14 protein-coding genes are annotated in these 16,511 nt (G+C 71.0%); 12 read left to right on the top strand and 2 right to left on the bottom strand.

What is annotated here, in order from left to right:
- Positions 1 to 148 precede the first annotated feature (148 nt).
- From P3T29_RS22870 to mutM, 4 genes are read left to right on the top strand one after another with little or no spacing between them, the layout of a single operon-like run.
- A complete protein-coding gene (locus P3T29_RS22870; RefSeq protein ID WP_280718453.1) occupies positions 149 to 796 on the top strand; it encodes a DUF177 domain-containing protein in 648 nt (215 codons plus the stop codon).
- 2 nt (positions 797 to 798) lie between these two features.
- Entirely contained in the window at positions 799 to 972 is a 174-nt protein-coding gene (gene rpmF, locus P3T29_RS22865; protein WP_030056747.1) for a 50S ribosomal protein L32, read from the top strand.
- Positions 973 to 992: 20 nt separating this feature from the next.
- A complete protein-coding gene (gene rnc, locus P3T29_RS22860) occupies positions 993 to 1,769 on the top strand; it encodes a ribonuclease III (protein WP_280718451.1) in 777 nt (258 codons plus the stop codon).
- A 6-nt stretch (positions 1,770 to 1,775) separates the two neighbouring features.
- On the top strand, positions 1,776 to 2,633 hold the full coding sequence (gene mutM / locus P3T29_RS22855) for a bifunctional DNA-formamidopyrimidine glycosylase/DNA-(apurinic or apyrimidinic site) lyase (RefSeq protein ID WP_280718450.1): 858 nt from the start codon (positions 1,776 to 1,778) through the stop codon (positions 2,631 to 2,633).
- Positions 2,634 to 2,738: 105 nt separating this feature from the next.
- Here the strand turns inward: mutM and P3T29_RS22850 are convergent, their stop codons facing one another.
- On the bottom strand, positions 2,739 to 3,656 hold the full coding sequence (locus tag P3T29_RS22850) for a hypothetical protein (protein WP_280718449.1): 918 nt from the start codon (positions 3,654 to 3,656) through the stop codon (positions 2,739 to 2,741).
- A gap of 226 nt (positions 3,657 to 3,882) precedes the next feature.
- Between P3T29_RS22850 and P3T29_RS22845 the strand changes: the two genes are divergently transcribed.
- The 5 genes from P3T29_RS22845 to ftsY all read left to right on the top strand — a co-directional run bounded on the left by P3T29_RS22845 (position 3,883) and on the right by ftsY (position 11,591).
- A complete protein-coding gene (locus P3T29_RS22845; RefSeq protein ID WP_280718448.1) occupies positions 3,883 to 5,247 on the top strand; it encodes a hypothetical protein in 1,365 nt (454 codons plus the stop codon).
- Positions 5,248 to 5,465: 218 nt separating this feature from the next.
- Positions 5,466 to 5,759, top strand: coding sequence for an acylphosphatase (locus P3T29_RS22840; protein ID WP_280718447.1), 294 nt, complete (start codon positions 5,466 to 5,468; stop codon positions 5,757 to 5,759).
- 513 nt (positions 5,760 to 6,272) lie between these two features.
- Complete coding sequence (locus P3T29_RS22835; RefSeq protein ID WP_280718445.1) at positions 6,273 to 6,476, top strand: hypothetical protein; 204 nt, start codon at positions 6,273 to 6,275, stop codon at positions 6,474 to 6,476.
- Positions 6,477 to 6,714: 238 nt separating this feature from the next.
- Positions 6,715 to 10,350 (top strand): chromosome segregation protein SMC, encoded by a 3,636-nt coding sequence (gene smc, locus P3T29_RS22830; protein WP_280718444.1) that lies wholly within the window; start codon positions 6,715 to 6,717, stop codon positions 10,348 to 10,350.
- 47 nt (positions 10,351 to 10,397) lie between these two features.
- Positions 10,398 to 11,591, top strand: coding sequence for a signal recognition particle-docking protein FtsY (ftsY, locus tag P3T29_RS22825; protein WP_280718443.1), 1,194 nt, complete (start codon positions 10,398 to 10,400; stop codon positions 11,589 to 11,591).
- 138 nt (positions 11,592 to 11,729) lie between these two features.
- Here the strand turns inward: ftsY and P3T29_RS22820 are convergent, their stop codons facing one another.
- Positions 11,730 to 12,410 carry a bifunctional DNA primase/polymerase gene (locus P3T29_RS22820; protein ID WP_280718440.1) on the bottom strand — a complete coding sequence of 227 codons (681 nt, stop codon included), beginning with the start codon at positions 12,408 to 12,410 and terminating at the stop codon, positions 11,730 to 11,732.
- Positions 12,411 to 12,921: 511 nt separating this feature from the next.
- Between P3T29_RS22820 and P3T29_RS22815 the strand changes: the two genes are divergently transcribed.
- The 3 genes from P3T29_RS22815 (at position 12,922) to P3T29_RS22805 (ending at position 16,384) form a co-directional block, all read left to right on the top strand.
- Positions 12,922 to 14,376, top strand: a complete 1,455-nt coding sequence (locus P3T29_RS22815; protein WP_280718439.1) for a hypothetical protein — start codon at positions 12,922 to 12,924, stop codon at positions 14,374 to 14,376.
- 278 nt (positions 14,377 to 14,654) lie between these two features.
- Positions 14,655 to 16,046 carry an ammonium transporter gene (locus P3T29_RS22810; RefSeq protein WP_280718438.1) on the top strand — a complete coding sequence of 464 codons (1,392 nt, stop codon included), beginning with the start codon at positions 14,655 to 14,657 and terminating at the stop codon, positions 16,044 to 16,046.
- The gene (locus P3T29_RS22805) at positions 16,046 to 16,384 is read left to right on the top strand and encodes a P-II family nitrogen regulator (protein ID WP_280718437.1); all 339 of its coding nucleotides are present in this window, start codon (positions 16,046 to 16,048) and stop codon (positions 16,382 to 16,384) included. Before P3T29_RS22810 ends, P3T29_RS22805 begins: the two co-directional genes overlap by 1 nt.
- Positions 16,385 to 16,511 lie beyond the last annotated feature (127 nt).

The raw sequence follows: 16,511 nt of genomic DNA, 5'->3' as shown, positions 1-16,511 counted from the left end.
CGAAGTTGGGCCTGGCTGGACTCTCCGGTAGTCTGACCACTCCGGCCCGTTCGTGCTGGGACTGTTCGGCTGCCCGCTTGCCTGCCGCCGGACGAGATCATGCCGCGCCACGCAGTTCTGCGCGGCGCCTTCAGGAAGTCAGGACACCTTGAACCGCCTCGACCACCGCGACCCGCTCGTGTTCGACACGCATGAGCTCGGACGTCGCCCGGGATCGATGCGTAAGGTGTCCCGCACTCTGGAGGCCCCCGAGGGGCTCGGGATCATCGACGTCATCGGTGTTCCCGAGAAGAGCGACATCAAGTTGGAACTCCGTCTGGAGTCGGTGGTCGAGGGTGTGCTCGTGACGGGCACCGCCGAGGCCCGGATCGAGGGCGAGTGCGTACGCTGCCTCGAACCCCTCGACGACGAGATCGACGTCGAGTTCCAGGAGCTGTTCTACTACCCGGAGTCCGACGACCGCGTGCGCGGCCGGTCGGCGGGTAGCACCGAGGACCTCGACGAGGACTCCGAGGAAGAGACTTACCGTCTGGAGGGCGATTTCTTCGACCTCCAGCCGGTGCTGCGTGACGCGGTGGTGCTCGCACTGCCGCTGCAGCCGGTGTGCCAGGAAGACTGCCTGGGCCTGTGCTCCGAATGCGGGGCACGCCTGAGTGACGACCCGGCGCACCACCACGATGCCGCCGACCCCAGGTGGGCGGCACTGCAGGGACTCTCCGCCGCCCCCGGCGACGAGGGTGACGGAATCACGAACAGCGGTACCCGTGAGGGTCTCGCCGAGAACCAGGAGAAGTAGCCGTGGCTGTTCCGAAGCGGAAGATGTCGCGCAGCAACACGCGCCACCGCCGTAGCAACTGGAAGGCCGTCGTTCCGGCCCTCGTGGCGTGCGACCGCTGCCACGAGCCGAAGCTCGGTCACATCGCGTGCCCCAGCTGCGGCACGTACAACCGTCGCCAGGTCCTCTCGGTCTGATCGGCAGGGTGTACGGATCGATGTCGGATAGCAACTCATCCCGCAAGTCGGCTCCCAGCAACGGGAGCAGGGCCGGCGGACCGGCTTCGACCGAATACGACGTTCTGGAAGGGCGCCTCGGGTTCGTACTCGAGCGCGCCCTTCTGGTGCGTGCGCTGACCCACCGCTCGTACGCGTACGAGAACGGCGGGCTGCCCACCAACGAGCGCCTGGAGTTCCTCGGCGACTCGGTGCTGGGTCTGGTGGTGACCGACACCCTCTACCGCATCCACCCGGATGTCCCCGAGGGTACGCTCGCCAAACTGCGCGCCGCGGTGGTGAACTCCCGTGCGCTCGCCGAAGTCGGCCGTGGCCTTGAGCTCGGTACCTTCATCCGCTTGGGCAAGGGCGAGGAGGGGACCGGTGGCCGTGACAAGTCGTCGATCCTCGCGGACACCGTCGAGGCCGTGATCGGTGCGATCTACCTGGACCAGGGGCTGGACGCCGCGACGGACTTCGTCCACCGCCTGTTCGACCCGCTGATCGAGGAGTCCTCGCAGCTGGGTGCCGGCCTGGACTGGAAGACCAGCCTTCAGGAACTCACCGCGTCGGCCGGAATCGGAGTGCCCGAGTACGTGGTCACCGAGTCCGGACCCGACCACGAGAAGCTTTTCAACGCCGCGGCCCGGGTCGCCGGCGAGGACTTCGGGCACGGCAGCGGCCGTTCGAAGAAGGAAGCCGAGCAGAAGGCGGCGGAGAGTGCCTGGCGGGCCATCAAGGCCAAGTACGCCGACAGTCTCCCCAAGTCGGCAGGCTGATCAGCCGTGCCGGAGCTTCCTGAGGTAGAGGTGGTCCGGCGCGGCCTGGCCAGTTGGGTCGCCGGCCGTACCGTCGCCGAAGTACAGGTGCTCCACCCGCGTGCCGTCCGGCGTCAGCCGGGCGGTGCCGCCGATTTCGCCGCCCGGCTGACCGGGGCGACCTTCGGTGCCGCGCAGCGGCGCGGCAAGTACCTCTGGGTGCCGCTGGCCGACTCCGGTTTCTCGATGATCGGCCACCTCGGCATGAGCGGGCAGCTGCTCGTCCAGGACCCGTCGGTACCGGACGAGACCCATCTGCGGGTCCGGCTGCGCTTCACCGACGAAGGCCGCGAGCTGCGCTTCGTCGACCAGCGGACCTTCGGCGGCCTGGCGATAGAGGAGGCCGAACCGGATGACCCGGAAGCCACCCCGGTCTCCATCGCGCACATCGCCCGTGACCCGCTCGACCCGCGCTTCGACGACGGGGTCTTCATCGCCGCCCTGCGGGCCAAGCGCACCACCGTCAAGCGGGCCCTGCTCGACCAGACGCTGATCAGCGGGGTCGGCAACATCTACGCGGACGAGTCCCTCTGGCGCGCCAAGCTGCACTACGAGCGGCCGACCGCGACGCTGACCCGCCCGCAGGCCGCGCTGCTGCTGCAGCACGCCCGCGACGTGATGAACGCCGCGCTCGCCGTCGGCGGGACCAGCTTCGACAGCCTCTACGTCAACGTGAACGGCGAGAGCGGCTACTTCTCCCGCGACCTGGACGCCTACGGCCGCGAGGGCGAGCCCTGCCGTCGCTGCGGGACGGCGATCCGCCGGGCCGCCTGGATGAACCGCTCCAGCTACTTCTGCCCGCACTGCCAGCGCGCCCCGCGCTAGGGAGCATTTGTCTCAGGGGCGCGGGGAACTGCGCGAAATCGGAAGGCAGCTACCCGCGCCTTTCCCTCGTCGCACAGTTCCCCCACGCCCCACCTGGAGTTCGGGTCAACGCGCAGTCAGTTCCCGCTGATCCGCATCGGCCACGGAGTGGCCCTCCTCCACGCCGAAGTACGCCACGCAGACCGCGCTGACCACCGCGAGCACGAAGCCGAGCGCCCCCACCCAGGCGAGGCCCGCCCGGGTGGAATCGCCGAGCCAGACCACGCCGATCAGACCCGGGACGACCGTCTCGCCGACCACCAGGGCGGCCGTCGCGCCGTTCACCGAGCCGATCTGCAGCGCGACGGTGTGCAGGTACATCCCGCCCAGGCCGCCGACCAGGATCGCGTACAGGGCCGGGTCGCCGAGCAGTTGGCCGAGCGAGAAGGGTTCGAACCCGTTCAGGATCCGGACGCCGATGCCCAGCGCGCCGAAGCCGAGGCCGGAGAGCAGACCGGCCACGATCGCCCCGCCCGCGCCGAGCCGGCGGACGATCAGGCTGCCGCCGGCGATCAGCACGACCGAGGCGCCGAGCAGCCACCAGTGCACCGCCATCGCCACGTGGTGCCCGCCCTCGGGCCCCGCCGCCACTCCGAGCAGCAGCAGCGCCGTGCAGAGGACGGCGATCGACGCCCACTCGGGACGCTTCAGGCGGATGCCGAGCAGCTTGACGCTGAGTACGGCGGTGATCACCAGGTTGGCGCTGAGGATGGTCTGGGACAGGAAGAGCGGCAGCAGCCGCGCGGCCAGCGCGCCCAGCACGAAGCCGATCAGGTCGAGCGCCGTACCGAGCATGAACTCCCAGGTCACGGCCGCCTTCGCGGTCGAGGAGAGGCTCGGCCCGCCGTGCTCGGTGATGCCCGCCGCACTGCCCTGGGCAGCCGCTTCCTCACGGGCCGAACGGCGGGAGCCGAGCGCCTGCAGGACCGAACCGGTGCCGTAACAGGCTGAGGCAGTGACGGCGGTGACAAGGCCGATGATCACCAAGTGCTCCGATCGGATCTGTGCAGTACTAAGCCGCTGTGCACTACTGGGCTTCGGAACGGCACTTTCCGGACGGCAGTGCTGATTCGGACAACCCTATGCCCGCCTGAGGGGTGCCCGGGCCACGGGTCACTCCTCAGGATGAGGGCCGGGGCATCCTTCCGGAGGGGATGGCCGGTCCAGGGGGATGGTTCATTGCCTGATCGGGCCAGGTACGGTCTCTCTCATGAGAACCGTGTTTCGCCGTCCCCCGGCCGCCGTGCCCGCCGCTCTGCTGGCGGCACTGCTGGGGCTGCTCCTTCTGCTGGCCTCGCCCGCCTCGGCGGCGGGTGGGCTGAGCGCTGCCTCCCAGGCCCTCAAGAAGGGCCAGGTCTATGTCGATCCGGCGATGACCGGCCGGTTCTCCGAGGCCCAGGCGGCCGCGCTGACCAAGAAGATCGAGAAGGCCGACAAGCCGATCTTCATCGCGGTCGTGCCGACCGGCCCGCAGTACTCCAACGTGCTGCAGGATCTCCGCACCGAGGTCGGTGTGGCCGGTCTCTACGGGGTCTGGCGCGGCGACCAGTTCGGCGCCGCCTCCGACCGGGGCGCGATGTCGCCCGCCGCCGCCAAGAACCTGGCCGGCGCGGCACTGCGCTCGCACCCCGGTGACATCGACGGCACTCTCAACAACTTCGTCGACCAGGCGGCCGGCCAGGTCAAGGGGTCGGGTGTGGGCTCCAGCGGTGTGAGCGTCGCCGCGATCGTCGTGCCGGTCGTGCTGCTCGCACTGGCGGGCGGCGGTGTGTTCCTTCTCTTCCGCCGCGCCAAGAAGCGCCGCGAGGAGAAGACCCGGGCCGAGCTCGCGCAGCTGCGCGTCGTGGTGGACGAGGACATCACCGCCTTCGGCGAGGAGCTCGACCGCCTCGACTTCAACCCGGGCGCCCCCGGCGCGGACGACGCCCAGCGCACCGACTACACCCAGGCCCTGGATTCGTACGAGCGGGCCAAGCAGACCATGGACGCCGCCAAGCAGCCCTCGGACGTGACGGCTGTCACCGAGGCGCTGTCGGACGGCCGGTTCGCGCTCGCCACGCTGGCCGCGCGCCGCGACGGGCGGGCGCTGCCCGAGCGCCGTCCGTCCTGTTTCTTCGACCCGCGCCACGGGCCGTCCGTCAAGGACGCCGAGTGGGCCCCGGCGGGCGGCGCCGAGCGTACGGTGCCGGTCTGCGCGGCGGACGCGGCGCGGCTGGCGAGCGGCCAGGAGCCGGACATCCGGACGGTGGAGACCGAGTACGGGCGGCAGCCCTACTGGAACGCGGGCCCGGCGTACAGCCCGTGGGCCGGCGGTTACTTCGGTTCGGGGCTGCTGCCCGGGCTGCTGGTGGGCACCGCGCTCGGCTCGGTCTTCGCCTCGCCCGGCAACGCCTGGGCGTCCGACGGCGGTGGCTACGGGTACGACGGCGGCGGCTACGACCGGGGCGGGGTCGAGGGCGGCGACTTCACCGGCGCCGACTTCAATACCTCCGACTTCGGCAACTCCGACTTCAGCAGCTTCGATGGTGGCGGCGGGGACTTCGGCGGCGGCGATGGGGACTTCGGCGGCTTCTGATCAGCTGGCCGATTTCAGCTGACGGATCTCGGTTGACGGACGTCGGGTGACAGATAGCAGCCGACGAATGACAGCTGACAGATAACAGATTTTGACAGCCCGATTCCGTCTTCGCGAAGACGGAGCCGGGCTGTTTTTCATTTCGGCGCGCGGCAGTCGTGTGCCGGGGTCGCCGGGGTCCCGTCACCCGACGGGCCGGGCGCGGTTATGGTCGATCCATGCACGGTCACGACAGCTCTCAACCGGTACGCGTCACCGCCTGGGTGCGCGGCCGCGTCCAGCAGGTCGGTTTCCGCTGGTGGACCCGGGCCCGCGCGCTGGAGATCGGCCTGGCCGGCTATGCGAGCAACCTGGGCGACGGCCGGGTGCAAGTGGTCGCCGAGGGCCCGCATGCCGACTGCGAGCAACTGCTCGAACTGCTGCGAGGCCCGGATACCCCGGGCAAGGTCACGGGCGTCACCGAGATCTGGAGCGCGACCGGCACCGGCTACGACAGTTTCGCGATCCGCTGACCGTCCGGGAGCGTCCGGGGCCGGCCCGGTACTGCCGTCGGGGATCGCCCGGCCCGACGGGTCGCGGCCGACCTGACATCTTCCGGTCTGGCTCCTTCGCCGACGAACCGGGCCGAGAGCACACTGGACCTGGTCCAGATCACGGCAAAGGCAACCGCTGGTGTCATAGGGTTGCCTTCTGGGCAGACTCGTGGTTGACTCCGCAGCGAGCAGTGATCGACTGCTGCTCACCGCTCCGCCCGGCCCATGGCGTGCCCACCCCGCCATGCAGGTGACAGGCGCGCGGTAGCGTGCGGTGATCGTGTTGACCCGTACGGTCTTTGGTGAGACGCTGAAAGCCCGCGCACCAATCTGCGTTTACCCGGCAGGGTCATGCTGTCGTGGGCCCAGCTCACAACGTGTGTCCCGTCAGTGCCCAGCCGGCACTGCCGGTTCGTCGACAGGTGCGTAACCCCCTTCCCCCTAGACCCATACCGTTCCGGTTCGGTCACTCAGCGTGGAGGACCATTCATCATGGCAAAGGCGCTTCTCGGGTACGTCGGCGGCCCCGACCCGCGAATGCTCTCCGAGATGCGACGGCTTCAGCAGCGCGTCCTGGACCTGGAATCCGAGCTCACTAGGATGCAGGCCGAGAACGACGCTCTTACCGCTGTCGCTGACGAGCACTCGCTGCTCAGCAGCATCGAACTGGATCAGCGGGAGCCCGCACTCACCTGATCCGGCCCGATCGTCATAGATCGACGCTGTACAGATCGACGCTGCTGCGAACCGGGTTTCCCGTACGGGACGCAGCTTGCTAGGGACGCCCGGAGTGGCGTCCCTTCGTCGTGTCCACGGCCTTTTGCTGTTGATGCTGCCCAGCCCCCGGCGTGGTGAAACCGCTGCCCACGACCGACTGTCCGGACAGCCGGATACAGTCGCCAGCGGGGACCGGCGAGGCGAGGAGAGCGGGCGCGTGCATCTGAAGAGTCTGACGCTGCGCGGCTTCAAGTCCTTCGCCTCCGCCACCACCCTGCGCTTCGAGCCGGGCATCACCTGCGTGGTCGGGCCGAACGGCTCCGGCAAGTCCAACGTCGTGGACGGGCTCTCCTGGGTGATGGGGGAGCAGGGCGCCAAGTCGCTGCGCGGCGGCAAGATGGAGGACGTCATCTTCGCCGGGACGAGCGGCCGCGCGCCGCTCGGCCGGGCCGAGGTCAGCCTCACCATCGACAACACCGACGGCGCGCTGCCCATCGACTACGCCGAAGTCACCATCACCCGCACGATGTTCAGGAACGGCGGCAGCGAGTACGCGCTCAACGGCGAGACCTGCCGCCTGCTCGACATCCAGGAGCTGCTCTCCGACTCCGGCATCGGCCGCGAGATGCATGTCATCGTCGGCCAGGGCCAGTTGGACTCCGTGCTGCAGGCCGACCCGATGGGCCGGCGGGCCTTCATCGAGGAGGCGGCCGGCGTCCTCAAGCACCGCAAGCGCAAGGAGAAGGCGCTGCGGAAGCTGGACGCGATGGCGGCCAACCTCAACCGCGTGCAGGACCTGGTCGCCGAACTGCGCCGCCAACTCGGCCCGCTCGGGCGGCAGGCCAGGATTGCCCGGCGGGCCGCCGGCATCCAGGCCGAGCTGCGCGACGCCCGCCTCCGGCTGCTCGCCGACGACCTGCTCACGCTCCGCCGCGCCGTCGAGGCCGAGATCGCCGACGAACTGGCGCTGCGGCTGCGCCGTTCCACCGTCGAGCAGGAACTGGCCAGGGCGCAGCAGCGCGAAGCCGTACTGGAGGCGCAGGTCGAGCAGCTCGGCCCGCAGTTGGAGGAGACCCGGCAGACCTGGTACCGGCTCTCGGCGCTCGCCGAGCGGACCAGGGGCACCATCGGCCTCGCCGAGGCCCGGGCGCGGCATGCCGGCGGCAGCGCCCAGGACGAGGAACGGCGCGGGCGCGACCCGGAGGAGCTGGAGCGCGAGGCCGAGCAGGTCCGGGAGCAGGAGGCCACCCTCGCCGAGGCGTTGGAGGAGGCGCGGTACGCGCTGGCCGAGTCGGCCGAGCAGCGGGCCGAGCTGGAAGGTGAGTTGGCGGCCGAGGAGACACGGCTCAAGGTCGCCGCCCGGGCCATCGCCGACCGGCGGGAGGGGCTGGCCCGGTTGCAGGGGCAGGCCGGTGCCGCCCGCTCCCAGGTGGCGAGCGCCGAGGCGGAACTCGGACGGCTCGCCGAGGCCCGGGACGAGGCGCTGCTCCGGGCGGAGGCCGCGCGGCAGGAGTACCAGCAGCTCCAGGACCAGCTGGACGGAGTGCACGGCGACGGCGAGGAGTTGGACGCGGCGCACGAGCGCGCCCGCGCCGCGCTGGCCGAGGCGGAGCAGGACCTCGCCGCCGTCCGGGTCGCGGTGGGCACGGCCGAGCGCGAGCGGGCCGGGCTGGCGGCCCGGTACGAGGCGCTCTCGCTCGGGCTGCGCCGCAAGGACGGCAGCGGCGCCCTGCTCGCGGCGGGTGACCGGCTGGCCGGGCTGCTCGGCCCGGCGGCCGGGCTGTTGCGGGTCGCGCCCGGGCACGAGGTGGCGGTGGCGGCTGCACTGGGCGCGGCGGCGGACGCCGTCGCGGTGGACGGGGTGGACACCGCCGCGCAGGCGCTGCGGCTGCTCCGCAAGGAGGACGCCGGGCGGGCGGCGCTGCTGATCGCGGGCGCCCCGGCCCTGGCCCCAGCCGCAGCGGATGAGCAGGGCGGGCGGGGCGACGGGCTGCGCTGGGCGGCCGGTCTGGTGGAGGGTCCGGCCGAGCTGCTGCCCGCCGTCGCCGCGCTGCTGGCCCGGACGGTGCTGGTCCCCGGTCTCGACGAGGCGCAGCAACTGGTCGCCGAGCGCCCGGAGTTGCTGGCGGTCACGGCGGAGGGCGACCTGCTCGGCAGTGGCTTCGCGCAGGGCGGCTCGGCCGGTGCGCCGAGCCTGCTGGAGACCCAGGCCGCAGTCGCCGACGCCGCCCACCGGATCGACGAACTGGACGTGCGCTGCGAACAGTTGGCGGGTCAGCTGGCCGAGGCGGTCGCGCACGGACGGGAGTCGGCCGCCGAGCTCGAGCGGCTCGCGCTGGTCCGGCGGCAGGCCGAGCGGGAGCGGTCGCAGGCGGCCGGAGAGCTCGGGCGGCTCGGCGGGCAGGCCAGGGCGGCGGCGGGCGAGGCCGAGCGGATCGCGGCGGCGGTGGCCAAGGCGGCGGACGGGCTGGCCCGTTCGGTGCAGTCGGCGGCGGAACTCGCCGAACGGCTGGCGGTGGCCGAGGAGTTGGCGGGCTCCGGCGAGGACGAGCCGGACGGTGCCCGGCGTGACCAGCTGGCCGCCGCCTCCGCGCAGTCCCGGCAGTCCGAGATGGAGGCCAGGCTCGCGGTCCGTACGCACGAGGAGCGGGTACGCGGGCTGGCCGGCCGGGCGGAGCAGCTCGACCGCGCCGCCCGGGCGGAGCGCGAAACCCGGGCCCGGGCCGCCGAGCGCCGGGAGCGCGCCCGGTACGAGGCCGAGGTCGCGACCGCCGTCGTCGCCGGAGCCAGGCAGCTGCTCGGCTGCCTGGAGGTCTCGCTCGGACGGGCGGATGGCGAGCGCGCCGAGGCCGAGCAGGTCCGTGGGCAGCGGGAGGCGGAGCTGCGGTCCGGGCGTGAGCACGGCCGCGAACTCAAGGCGGAGCTGGACAAGTTGGTCGACGCCGGCCACCGGGACGAGGTGCTGCGGGCCGAGAAGCGGCTGCGGATCGAGCAGCTGGAGGCCAAGTCGCTGGAGGACTTCGGCATCGACGGCGGCGAACTGCTCGCCTCCTTCGGCCCGGACCGTCCCGTCCCGCCGCCCACGCCCGAGGACGGGCAGGAGCCGGGGGAGCTCGGCGAGCCGAAGCCGTACGTCCGGGCGGAACAGGAGCAGCGGCTGCGGGCCGCCGAGAAGGCGTACCAGCAGCTCGGCAAGGTCAACCCGCTGGCGCTCGAGGAGTTCGCGGCGCTGGAGGAGCGGCACCAGTTCCTCGGCGAGCAACTGGACGACCTCAAGCGCAGCCGGCGGGACCTGCTGGAGATCGTCAAGGACGTGGACGTCCGGGTCGAGCAGCTCTTCACCTCGGCGTACCTCGACACGGCGGCCCAGTTCGAAGGCGTGTTCTCGCGGCTTTTCCCGGGCGGCGAAGGGCGGCTGGTGCTCACCGACCCGGAGAACATGCTGACCACCGGTGTGGAGGTGGAAGCCCGGCCGCCCGGCAAGAAGGTCAAGCGGCTCTCGCTGCTCTCCGGCGGCGAGCGTTCGCTGACGGCCGTCGCGCTGCTGGTGTCGATCTTCAAGGCGCGGCCCAGCCCGTTCTACGTGATGGACGAGGTCGAGGCGGCCCTCGACGAGACCAACCTGCGCCGGCTGATCGCCATCATGGAGGAGCTGCGGGAGAGCTCGCAGCTGATCGTGATCACCCACCAGAAGCTGACGATGGAGTGCGCCGACGCGCTCTACGGCGTCACCATGAAAGGCGACGGCATCTCGCAGGTGATCAGCCAGCGGCTGCACGAACAGCACCGCGAGCGGCGCGCGCCCCGGCGGGTTCCGCAGCAGGTGCGGGAGGCCGTGGCCGAAGCCGAGTAGCCCGGCTACCCCCGTACCGCGCCCGGGTCGCGGATACTGGTCGAGTTATGGAATACGTGATCCTTGCCGTAATCATCGCCGTGATCGCCATCGGCGCGATCGCCGGCCTCGTCGTCACCGGCAGACGACGTAAGACCCTGCCCCCGAAGTCGCCCGGTGCGGTCATCGCGCCGCCGACCCCGCGTGAGCCCCAGGTCGGCGAGGAAGCCGCTGCGCCGACCGAGGAGCCCGTTCAGACCATCGAGGAGGTGGAGCTCCCGGCGGCGGTCGAGGAGGTTCCGGCCGCACCGGCGGCGCCCGCCCTCGAGGTACCCGAGCCCACTGCCGGACGGCTCGTCCGGCTGCGCTCCCGGCTCTCCCGTTCGCAGAACTCGCTCGGCAAGGGGCTGCTCACGCTGCTCTCCCGCGAGCGGCTCGACGAGGACACCTGGGAGGAGATCGAGGAGACCCTGCTCGTCGCCGACGTCGGCGTCACCCCCACCCAGGAGCTGGTCGACCGGCTGCGCACCCGGGTCAAGGTGCTCGGCACCCGCACCCCGGAGGAACTGCGCGGGCTGCTCCACGAGGAGCTGGTCGCACTGATCGGCACCGACGCGGACCGCTCGCTGAAGACCGCCAAGCACGCGGACGGCCGTCCGGCCGTCGTGCTGGTGGTCGGCGTGAACGGCGTCGGCAAGACCACCACCTCCGGCAAGCTCGGCCGGGTCCTGGTCGCCGACGGCCGCAAGGTGGTGCTCGGCGCCGCCGACACCTTCCGCGCCGCCGCCGCCGACCAGCTGCAGACCTGGGGTGAGCGGGTCGGTGCGGCGACCGTACGCGGCCCGGAGGGCGGTGACCCGGCCTCGGTCGCGTTCGACGCGGTCAAGGAGGGCATCGCCGAGGGCGCCGACACCGTCCTGATCGACACCGCCGGCCGGCTGCACACCAAGACCGGCCTGATGGACGAGCTCGGCAAGGTCAAGCGGGTCGTCGAGAAGCACGGCCCGGTGGACGAAGTCCTGCTCGTCCTGGACGCCACCACCGGCCAGAACGGTCTGGTCCAGGCCCGGGTCTTCGCCGAGGTGGTCGACATCACCGGCATCGTGCTCACCAAGCTGGACGGCACCGCGAAGGGCGGCATCGTCGTCGCGGTCCAGCGCGAGCTGGGCGTCCCGGTCAAGCTGATCGGCCTCGGCGAGGGTGCGGACGACCTGGCTCCGTTCGAGCCGGCGGCGTTCGTCGACGCGTTGATCGGCGACTGAAACAGTAACCAAAACAGGGGCGCGGGGAACTGCGCGATCAACAGTGCACGTACGTTGTGCCCTGGTCGCGCACGCAGTTGATCAAGCGGGGGCCCGCGCCCCTGTTGGCGTTGCTCAGAGTGCGTACGGTTTCCCTCGCTACGAGGCCAGCTCGGCAGAGCGCTCGCGGCTGCGGTGGCAGGCGTAGGCGAGGGTGCCGAGCAGGAGGCGGGCCTCCGGTGGGCAGCCGGCGCTCTCGCGGGAGGGGCGGCGCAGCCAGCGGACCGGGCCGAGCCCGCCGAGTACGGTCGGCGGGGCGGCGACGAAGCTGCCCTCGCCGTGGCAGGTCAGGTCGAGGGCGGCGTCGTCCCAGCCCATCCGGTAGAGCAGTTCGGGCAGCCGCTGGGCGGTGCCCGCCGCGACGAAGAAGAGCAGCCGTCCGGTCGGCAGGGCGAGCACCGGGCCGACCTGGGTGCCCATCCGCTCCAGCCGTACGAGGGCCTGCAGACCGGGCTGCGCGGGCACGTCCAGTACGTCGAAGGAGCGCCCGGCGGGCAGCAGTACGGGGGCGTCGGCGGCCCAGAGTTCGCGCAGTTCGGGTGCCTGCGGCCCGAACCCCGTGCCCGGCCCGGTGGCGGCTCCCGGGTCCACGGCGGTGTGCAGTCCGGGGGCGGCGCAGCGGGTGGCCGCGCAGGCGCAGAGCCCGTCCGGCGAGCCCTGGCCGGAGCCGACGGCGACCGACCAGCCCCAACGGCCGGTGTACTCGGCGACCGCCTGGAAGGCGCCGCCCCGGGTACGGCGGCGTACGCCGAAGCGCAGATCGCCGAAGAGGTTGTCCATGCCTCCCCCAACAGATTCGTATTGCCGGTGGTTACGGGAGTGTGACGGTCCGTCGATTGTCCGGTGTGGTGCGCGTTGTGCGTTGGCGGCGCGCAGGGGGCGGTGCGCTCCAATTCGGGTTGCCCGCGCCAGGAACCGCCTCGCCCCGGCCCGGCGGATACCGGATCGTCGGTGCTGCACTGCGATTCCTCCGCAATCCTCGGGTCGTCCTCGGTCATCCTCGGAACGGCAAAGCCCATGCCGCCGAAGTGAATTGGCGGAAGCAGTGGTTGCGGGAGGCTGAGCCCCGCGAGACCGTGGGGCGATCGGGGCGGGTTACCAGTGAAGCGCGGGCGGACACCGATTAGTTCACTCGTAGGGGTGGCGAAAGGTGGCGTTTCCCCGGCAGCGCTCCCCCGGACGGCGGACGGGGCGTTACGTTCGGGACACGGAAGGCAGTGGGATACGTAGCAAGTGGTATCGGTCATAACGAGCGGGGCCCCCAGGGGCCGGGCGGGATGGGGACGTTCCCATGGCAGAGAAGCAACCGAACGAGAAGCTGACCTCCTGGTTCGGCCGCAGTGGGTGGTCCAAGGGTGAACTGGCCCGCCAGGTCAACCGGAGGGCCCGCCAGACGGGTGCGCACCACGTCAGTACCGACACCTCCCGGGTGCGCCGCTGGCTGGACGGCGAGCAGCCGCGCGAGCCGATCCCGAAGATCATGTCGGAGCTGTTCTCCGAGCGGTTCGGCTCGGTGGTCTCGATCGAGGATCTCGGGCTGCGCACGATCGTTCCGGTGAGCACCGTCGGCGGCGGGGTCGACCTGCCGTGGAGCGCGCCGCAGACCGTCCAGCTGATCAGCGAGTACTCGCGCAGCGACCTGATGCTCAACCGCCGGGGATTCCTCGGTACTTCGCTCGCCCTGACGGCCGGTGCCGCGCTGATCGAGCCGATGCAGCGCTGGCTCACCCCCGGCCCGAGCGGCACGCCCACCCCGATCCTGACCGCCGCCAACGGCGGAGAGCCGCACACCGGCCGGCTCTCCGAGCCCGAGCTCCAACTGCTGGAGCAGACCACGGTGATGTTCCGCCAGTGGGATGCGCAGAACGGCGGCGGCCTGCGCCGCAAGGCGGTGGTCGGCCAGCTGCACGAGGTCACCGACCTGCTCCAGGAGACCTACCCCGAGCAGACCACCAAGCGGTTGTTCCGGCTCACCGCCGAACTCGCCCACCTGGCCGGGTGGATGTCGTACGACGTCGGCATGCACCCCAGCGCGCAGAAGTACTACGTGCTCGCCCTGCACGCGGCCAAGGAGGCGGGGGACCGGCCGTTCGGCGCGCTGATCCTGACCGACATGAGCCGCCAGATGATCCACCTCAACCGCGGCGACGACGCGCTGGAGCTGATCCACCTCGCCCAGTACGGCAGCCGCGACACCGCCACCCCGCGCCAGCAGGCCCTGCTGTACGCGATGGAGGCGCGCGCGTACTCCAACATCGGTGAGATCAACCGCTGCTCCCGGGCCGCCCGGCTCGCCGAGGACACCTTCAGCGACTGCCGCCCCGGCGACGTCGACCCGGACTGGCTGAAGTTCTTCTCCGAGGCCGAACTCAACGCGGAGAACGCCCACTCGTACCGCGACCTCGCCTACCACTCCACCCGCAGCCCGCTCTACGCCTCGATGGCCGAGCCCGTGATGAAGCGGGCCGTCGACCTCTTCCGCAAGGACTCGGAGCACGTCCGCAGTTATGCCTTCAACCTGGTCGGCATGGCCAGCGTGCACCTGCTCCAGGGTGAGCCCGAGCAGGCCGCGGTGATGGCGGAGCAGGCGGTGGACATCGCCACCAAGGTCCGTTCGGAGCGCCTCAACACCCGGGTGCGGAAGACCTCGGCGGCGGCCTCGCGCGACTTCAAGGGCGTGGCCGAGATCAGCCGGTTGGCCGACCGGGTGGTTCAGGACATCCCGGAGTTCGCCCCGGCCGGGTGAACTCCAGATTGTTTGGTTGACAGACGTTTGATCTGACGTTTGGTGACCGCCTGCGCACCGCTCGTGCTGTGCGGCCGTACCGTAGCCCATGTTCCGGCACGGCACGGCCGCAGTTCACGTCGTCGTAACGCTCCCGTCAACCCCGTCACCGGAGCGAAACAACGAGTCGCATCGGCCGAAATCAGGCTTCGGCACGCTCCTCCTCATCGCCGACACCCCGGGTGGCACGGGACAGGGATCCTGTGGGTGGAGCGGCGTTCATTCACGAGGAGACGCCGATGCCGGACGGCTTCAGCGCAGGCGACACCGCCTTTGTGCTCATCAGTGCGGCCCTGGTCATGTTGATGACCCCGGGCCTGGCCTTCTTCTACGGGGGCATGGTCAGGGTCAAGAGCGTGCTCAACATGCTCGTCATGAGCTTCATCGCGCTGGCGATCGTCAGCGTGCTCTGGGTTCTGTACGGCTACACGCTCTCGTTCGGCCCCGACGCCGGTGCCGGTCTGATCGGCAACCTCGACTTCCTGGGGATGCGCGGCATCGGGATGAACGACCTGGCCGGCACCATCCCGGTCACCGCGTTCTCCGCCTTCCAGCTGATGTTCGCCGTCATCACACCGGCGCTGATCAGCGGTGCGATCGCGGACCGCGCCAAGTTCGGGGCCTGGGCGCTGTTCGTGGCGCTCTGGGTCACGATCGTCTACTTCCCGGTCGCGCACTGGGTGTTCATGACCGACAGCGGCAAGGGCGGCTGGCTCGTCGACCGCATCGGCGTGATCGACTTCGCCGGTGGTACGGCGGTGCACATCAACGCCGGTATGGCGGGCCTGGCCCTCTGCCTGGTGCTCGGCAAGCGGATCGGCTTCAAGAAGGACCCGATGCGTCCGCACAGCCTGCCGCTGGTGATGCTCGGCTCCGGTCTGCTCTGGTTCGGCTGGTTCGGCTTCAACGCCGGCTCGGCGCTGGCCGCCAACGGCCTGGCCGGCATGGCCTTCATGAACACCCAGATCGCCACCGCCGCCGCGATGCTCGGCTGGCTCGCCTACGAGAAGATCAAGCACGGCGCGTTCACCTCGCTGGGCGCGGCCTCGGGTGCGGTGGCCGGTCTGGTCGCCATCACCCCGGCCTGCGGCTCGGTCAGCATGCTGGGCGCGATTCTGATCGGCCTGATCGCGGGCGCCGCCTGCGCCGCCGCGATCAGCCTCAAGTACAAGCTCGGCTTCGACGACTCGCTCGACGTGGTCGGCGTGCACGCGATCGGCGGTGTGATCGGCTCGCTGCTCATCGGCTTCCTCGCCACCGGGCACGTCGGCCAGACCGCGAAGGGCCTCTTCTACGGTGGCGGGTTCGGCCAGCTCGGCAAGCAGGCGATCGGTGTCGGCGTGGTCGCGGCCTACTCCTTCGTGATCTCCTGGCTGCTCGGCCAGGCGATCAACAAGACCATCGGCTTCCGGGTCTCCGAGGACGTCGAGGTGGCGGGCATCGACCAGGCCGAACACGCCGAGTCGGCGTACGACTTCAGCGCGGTGGGTGCCAGCCTGGCCCGCGCGCTCGGCACGCCGGCCCACAGCACGCCGACTCACAGCACCGCGCCGGCCGAGCAGGCCGCCGAGAAGGCCCCTGAGAAGACGGTCGAGAAGACCGCCGAGAAGAAGACTGAGGTCGACGCCTGATGAAGCTCATCACCGCGGTCATCAAGCCGCACCGCCTGGAAGACGTGAAGACTGCTCTGCAGGACTTCGGCATCAACGGCCTGACCGTCACCGAGGCCAGCGGCTACGGCCGCCAGCGCGGCCACACCGAGGTCTACCGGGGCGCGGAGTACACCGTCGACCTGGTACCCAAGGTGCGGATAGAGGTCCTGGTCGAGGACGACGCCGCCGATGACGTGATCGAGGTCCTGGTGAAGGCGGCCCGGACCGGCAAGATCGGCGACGGCAAGGTCTGGAGCGTCCCGGTCGACACCGCCGTCCGGGTCCGGACCGGCGAACGCGGTCCCGACGCGCTCTAGGACCGTCCCCCAATTGCCGGTCGGTCCAAGCTCTACGTCTCACCTGGTCCATTGGCGGACCCGTGACCGGCTCCCCGGTCGCGGGTCCGCCGGACGCGTATCCGGACACCTGGCCCGGCCCGTACGA

It is taken from the genome of Kitasatospora sp. MAP5-34 (assembly GCF_029894335.1).
In the GTDB taxonomy this organism is placed as follows: Bacteria; Actinomycetota; Actinomycetes; order Streptomycetales; family Streptomycetaceae; genus Kitasatospora.
This window is presented reverse-complemented; position numbering and strand designations above follow the sequence as displayed.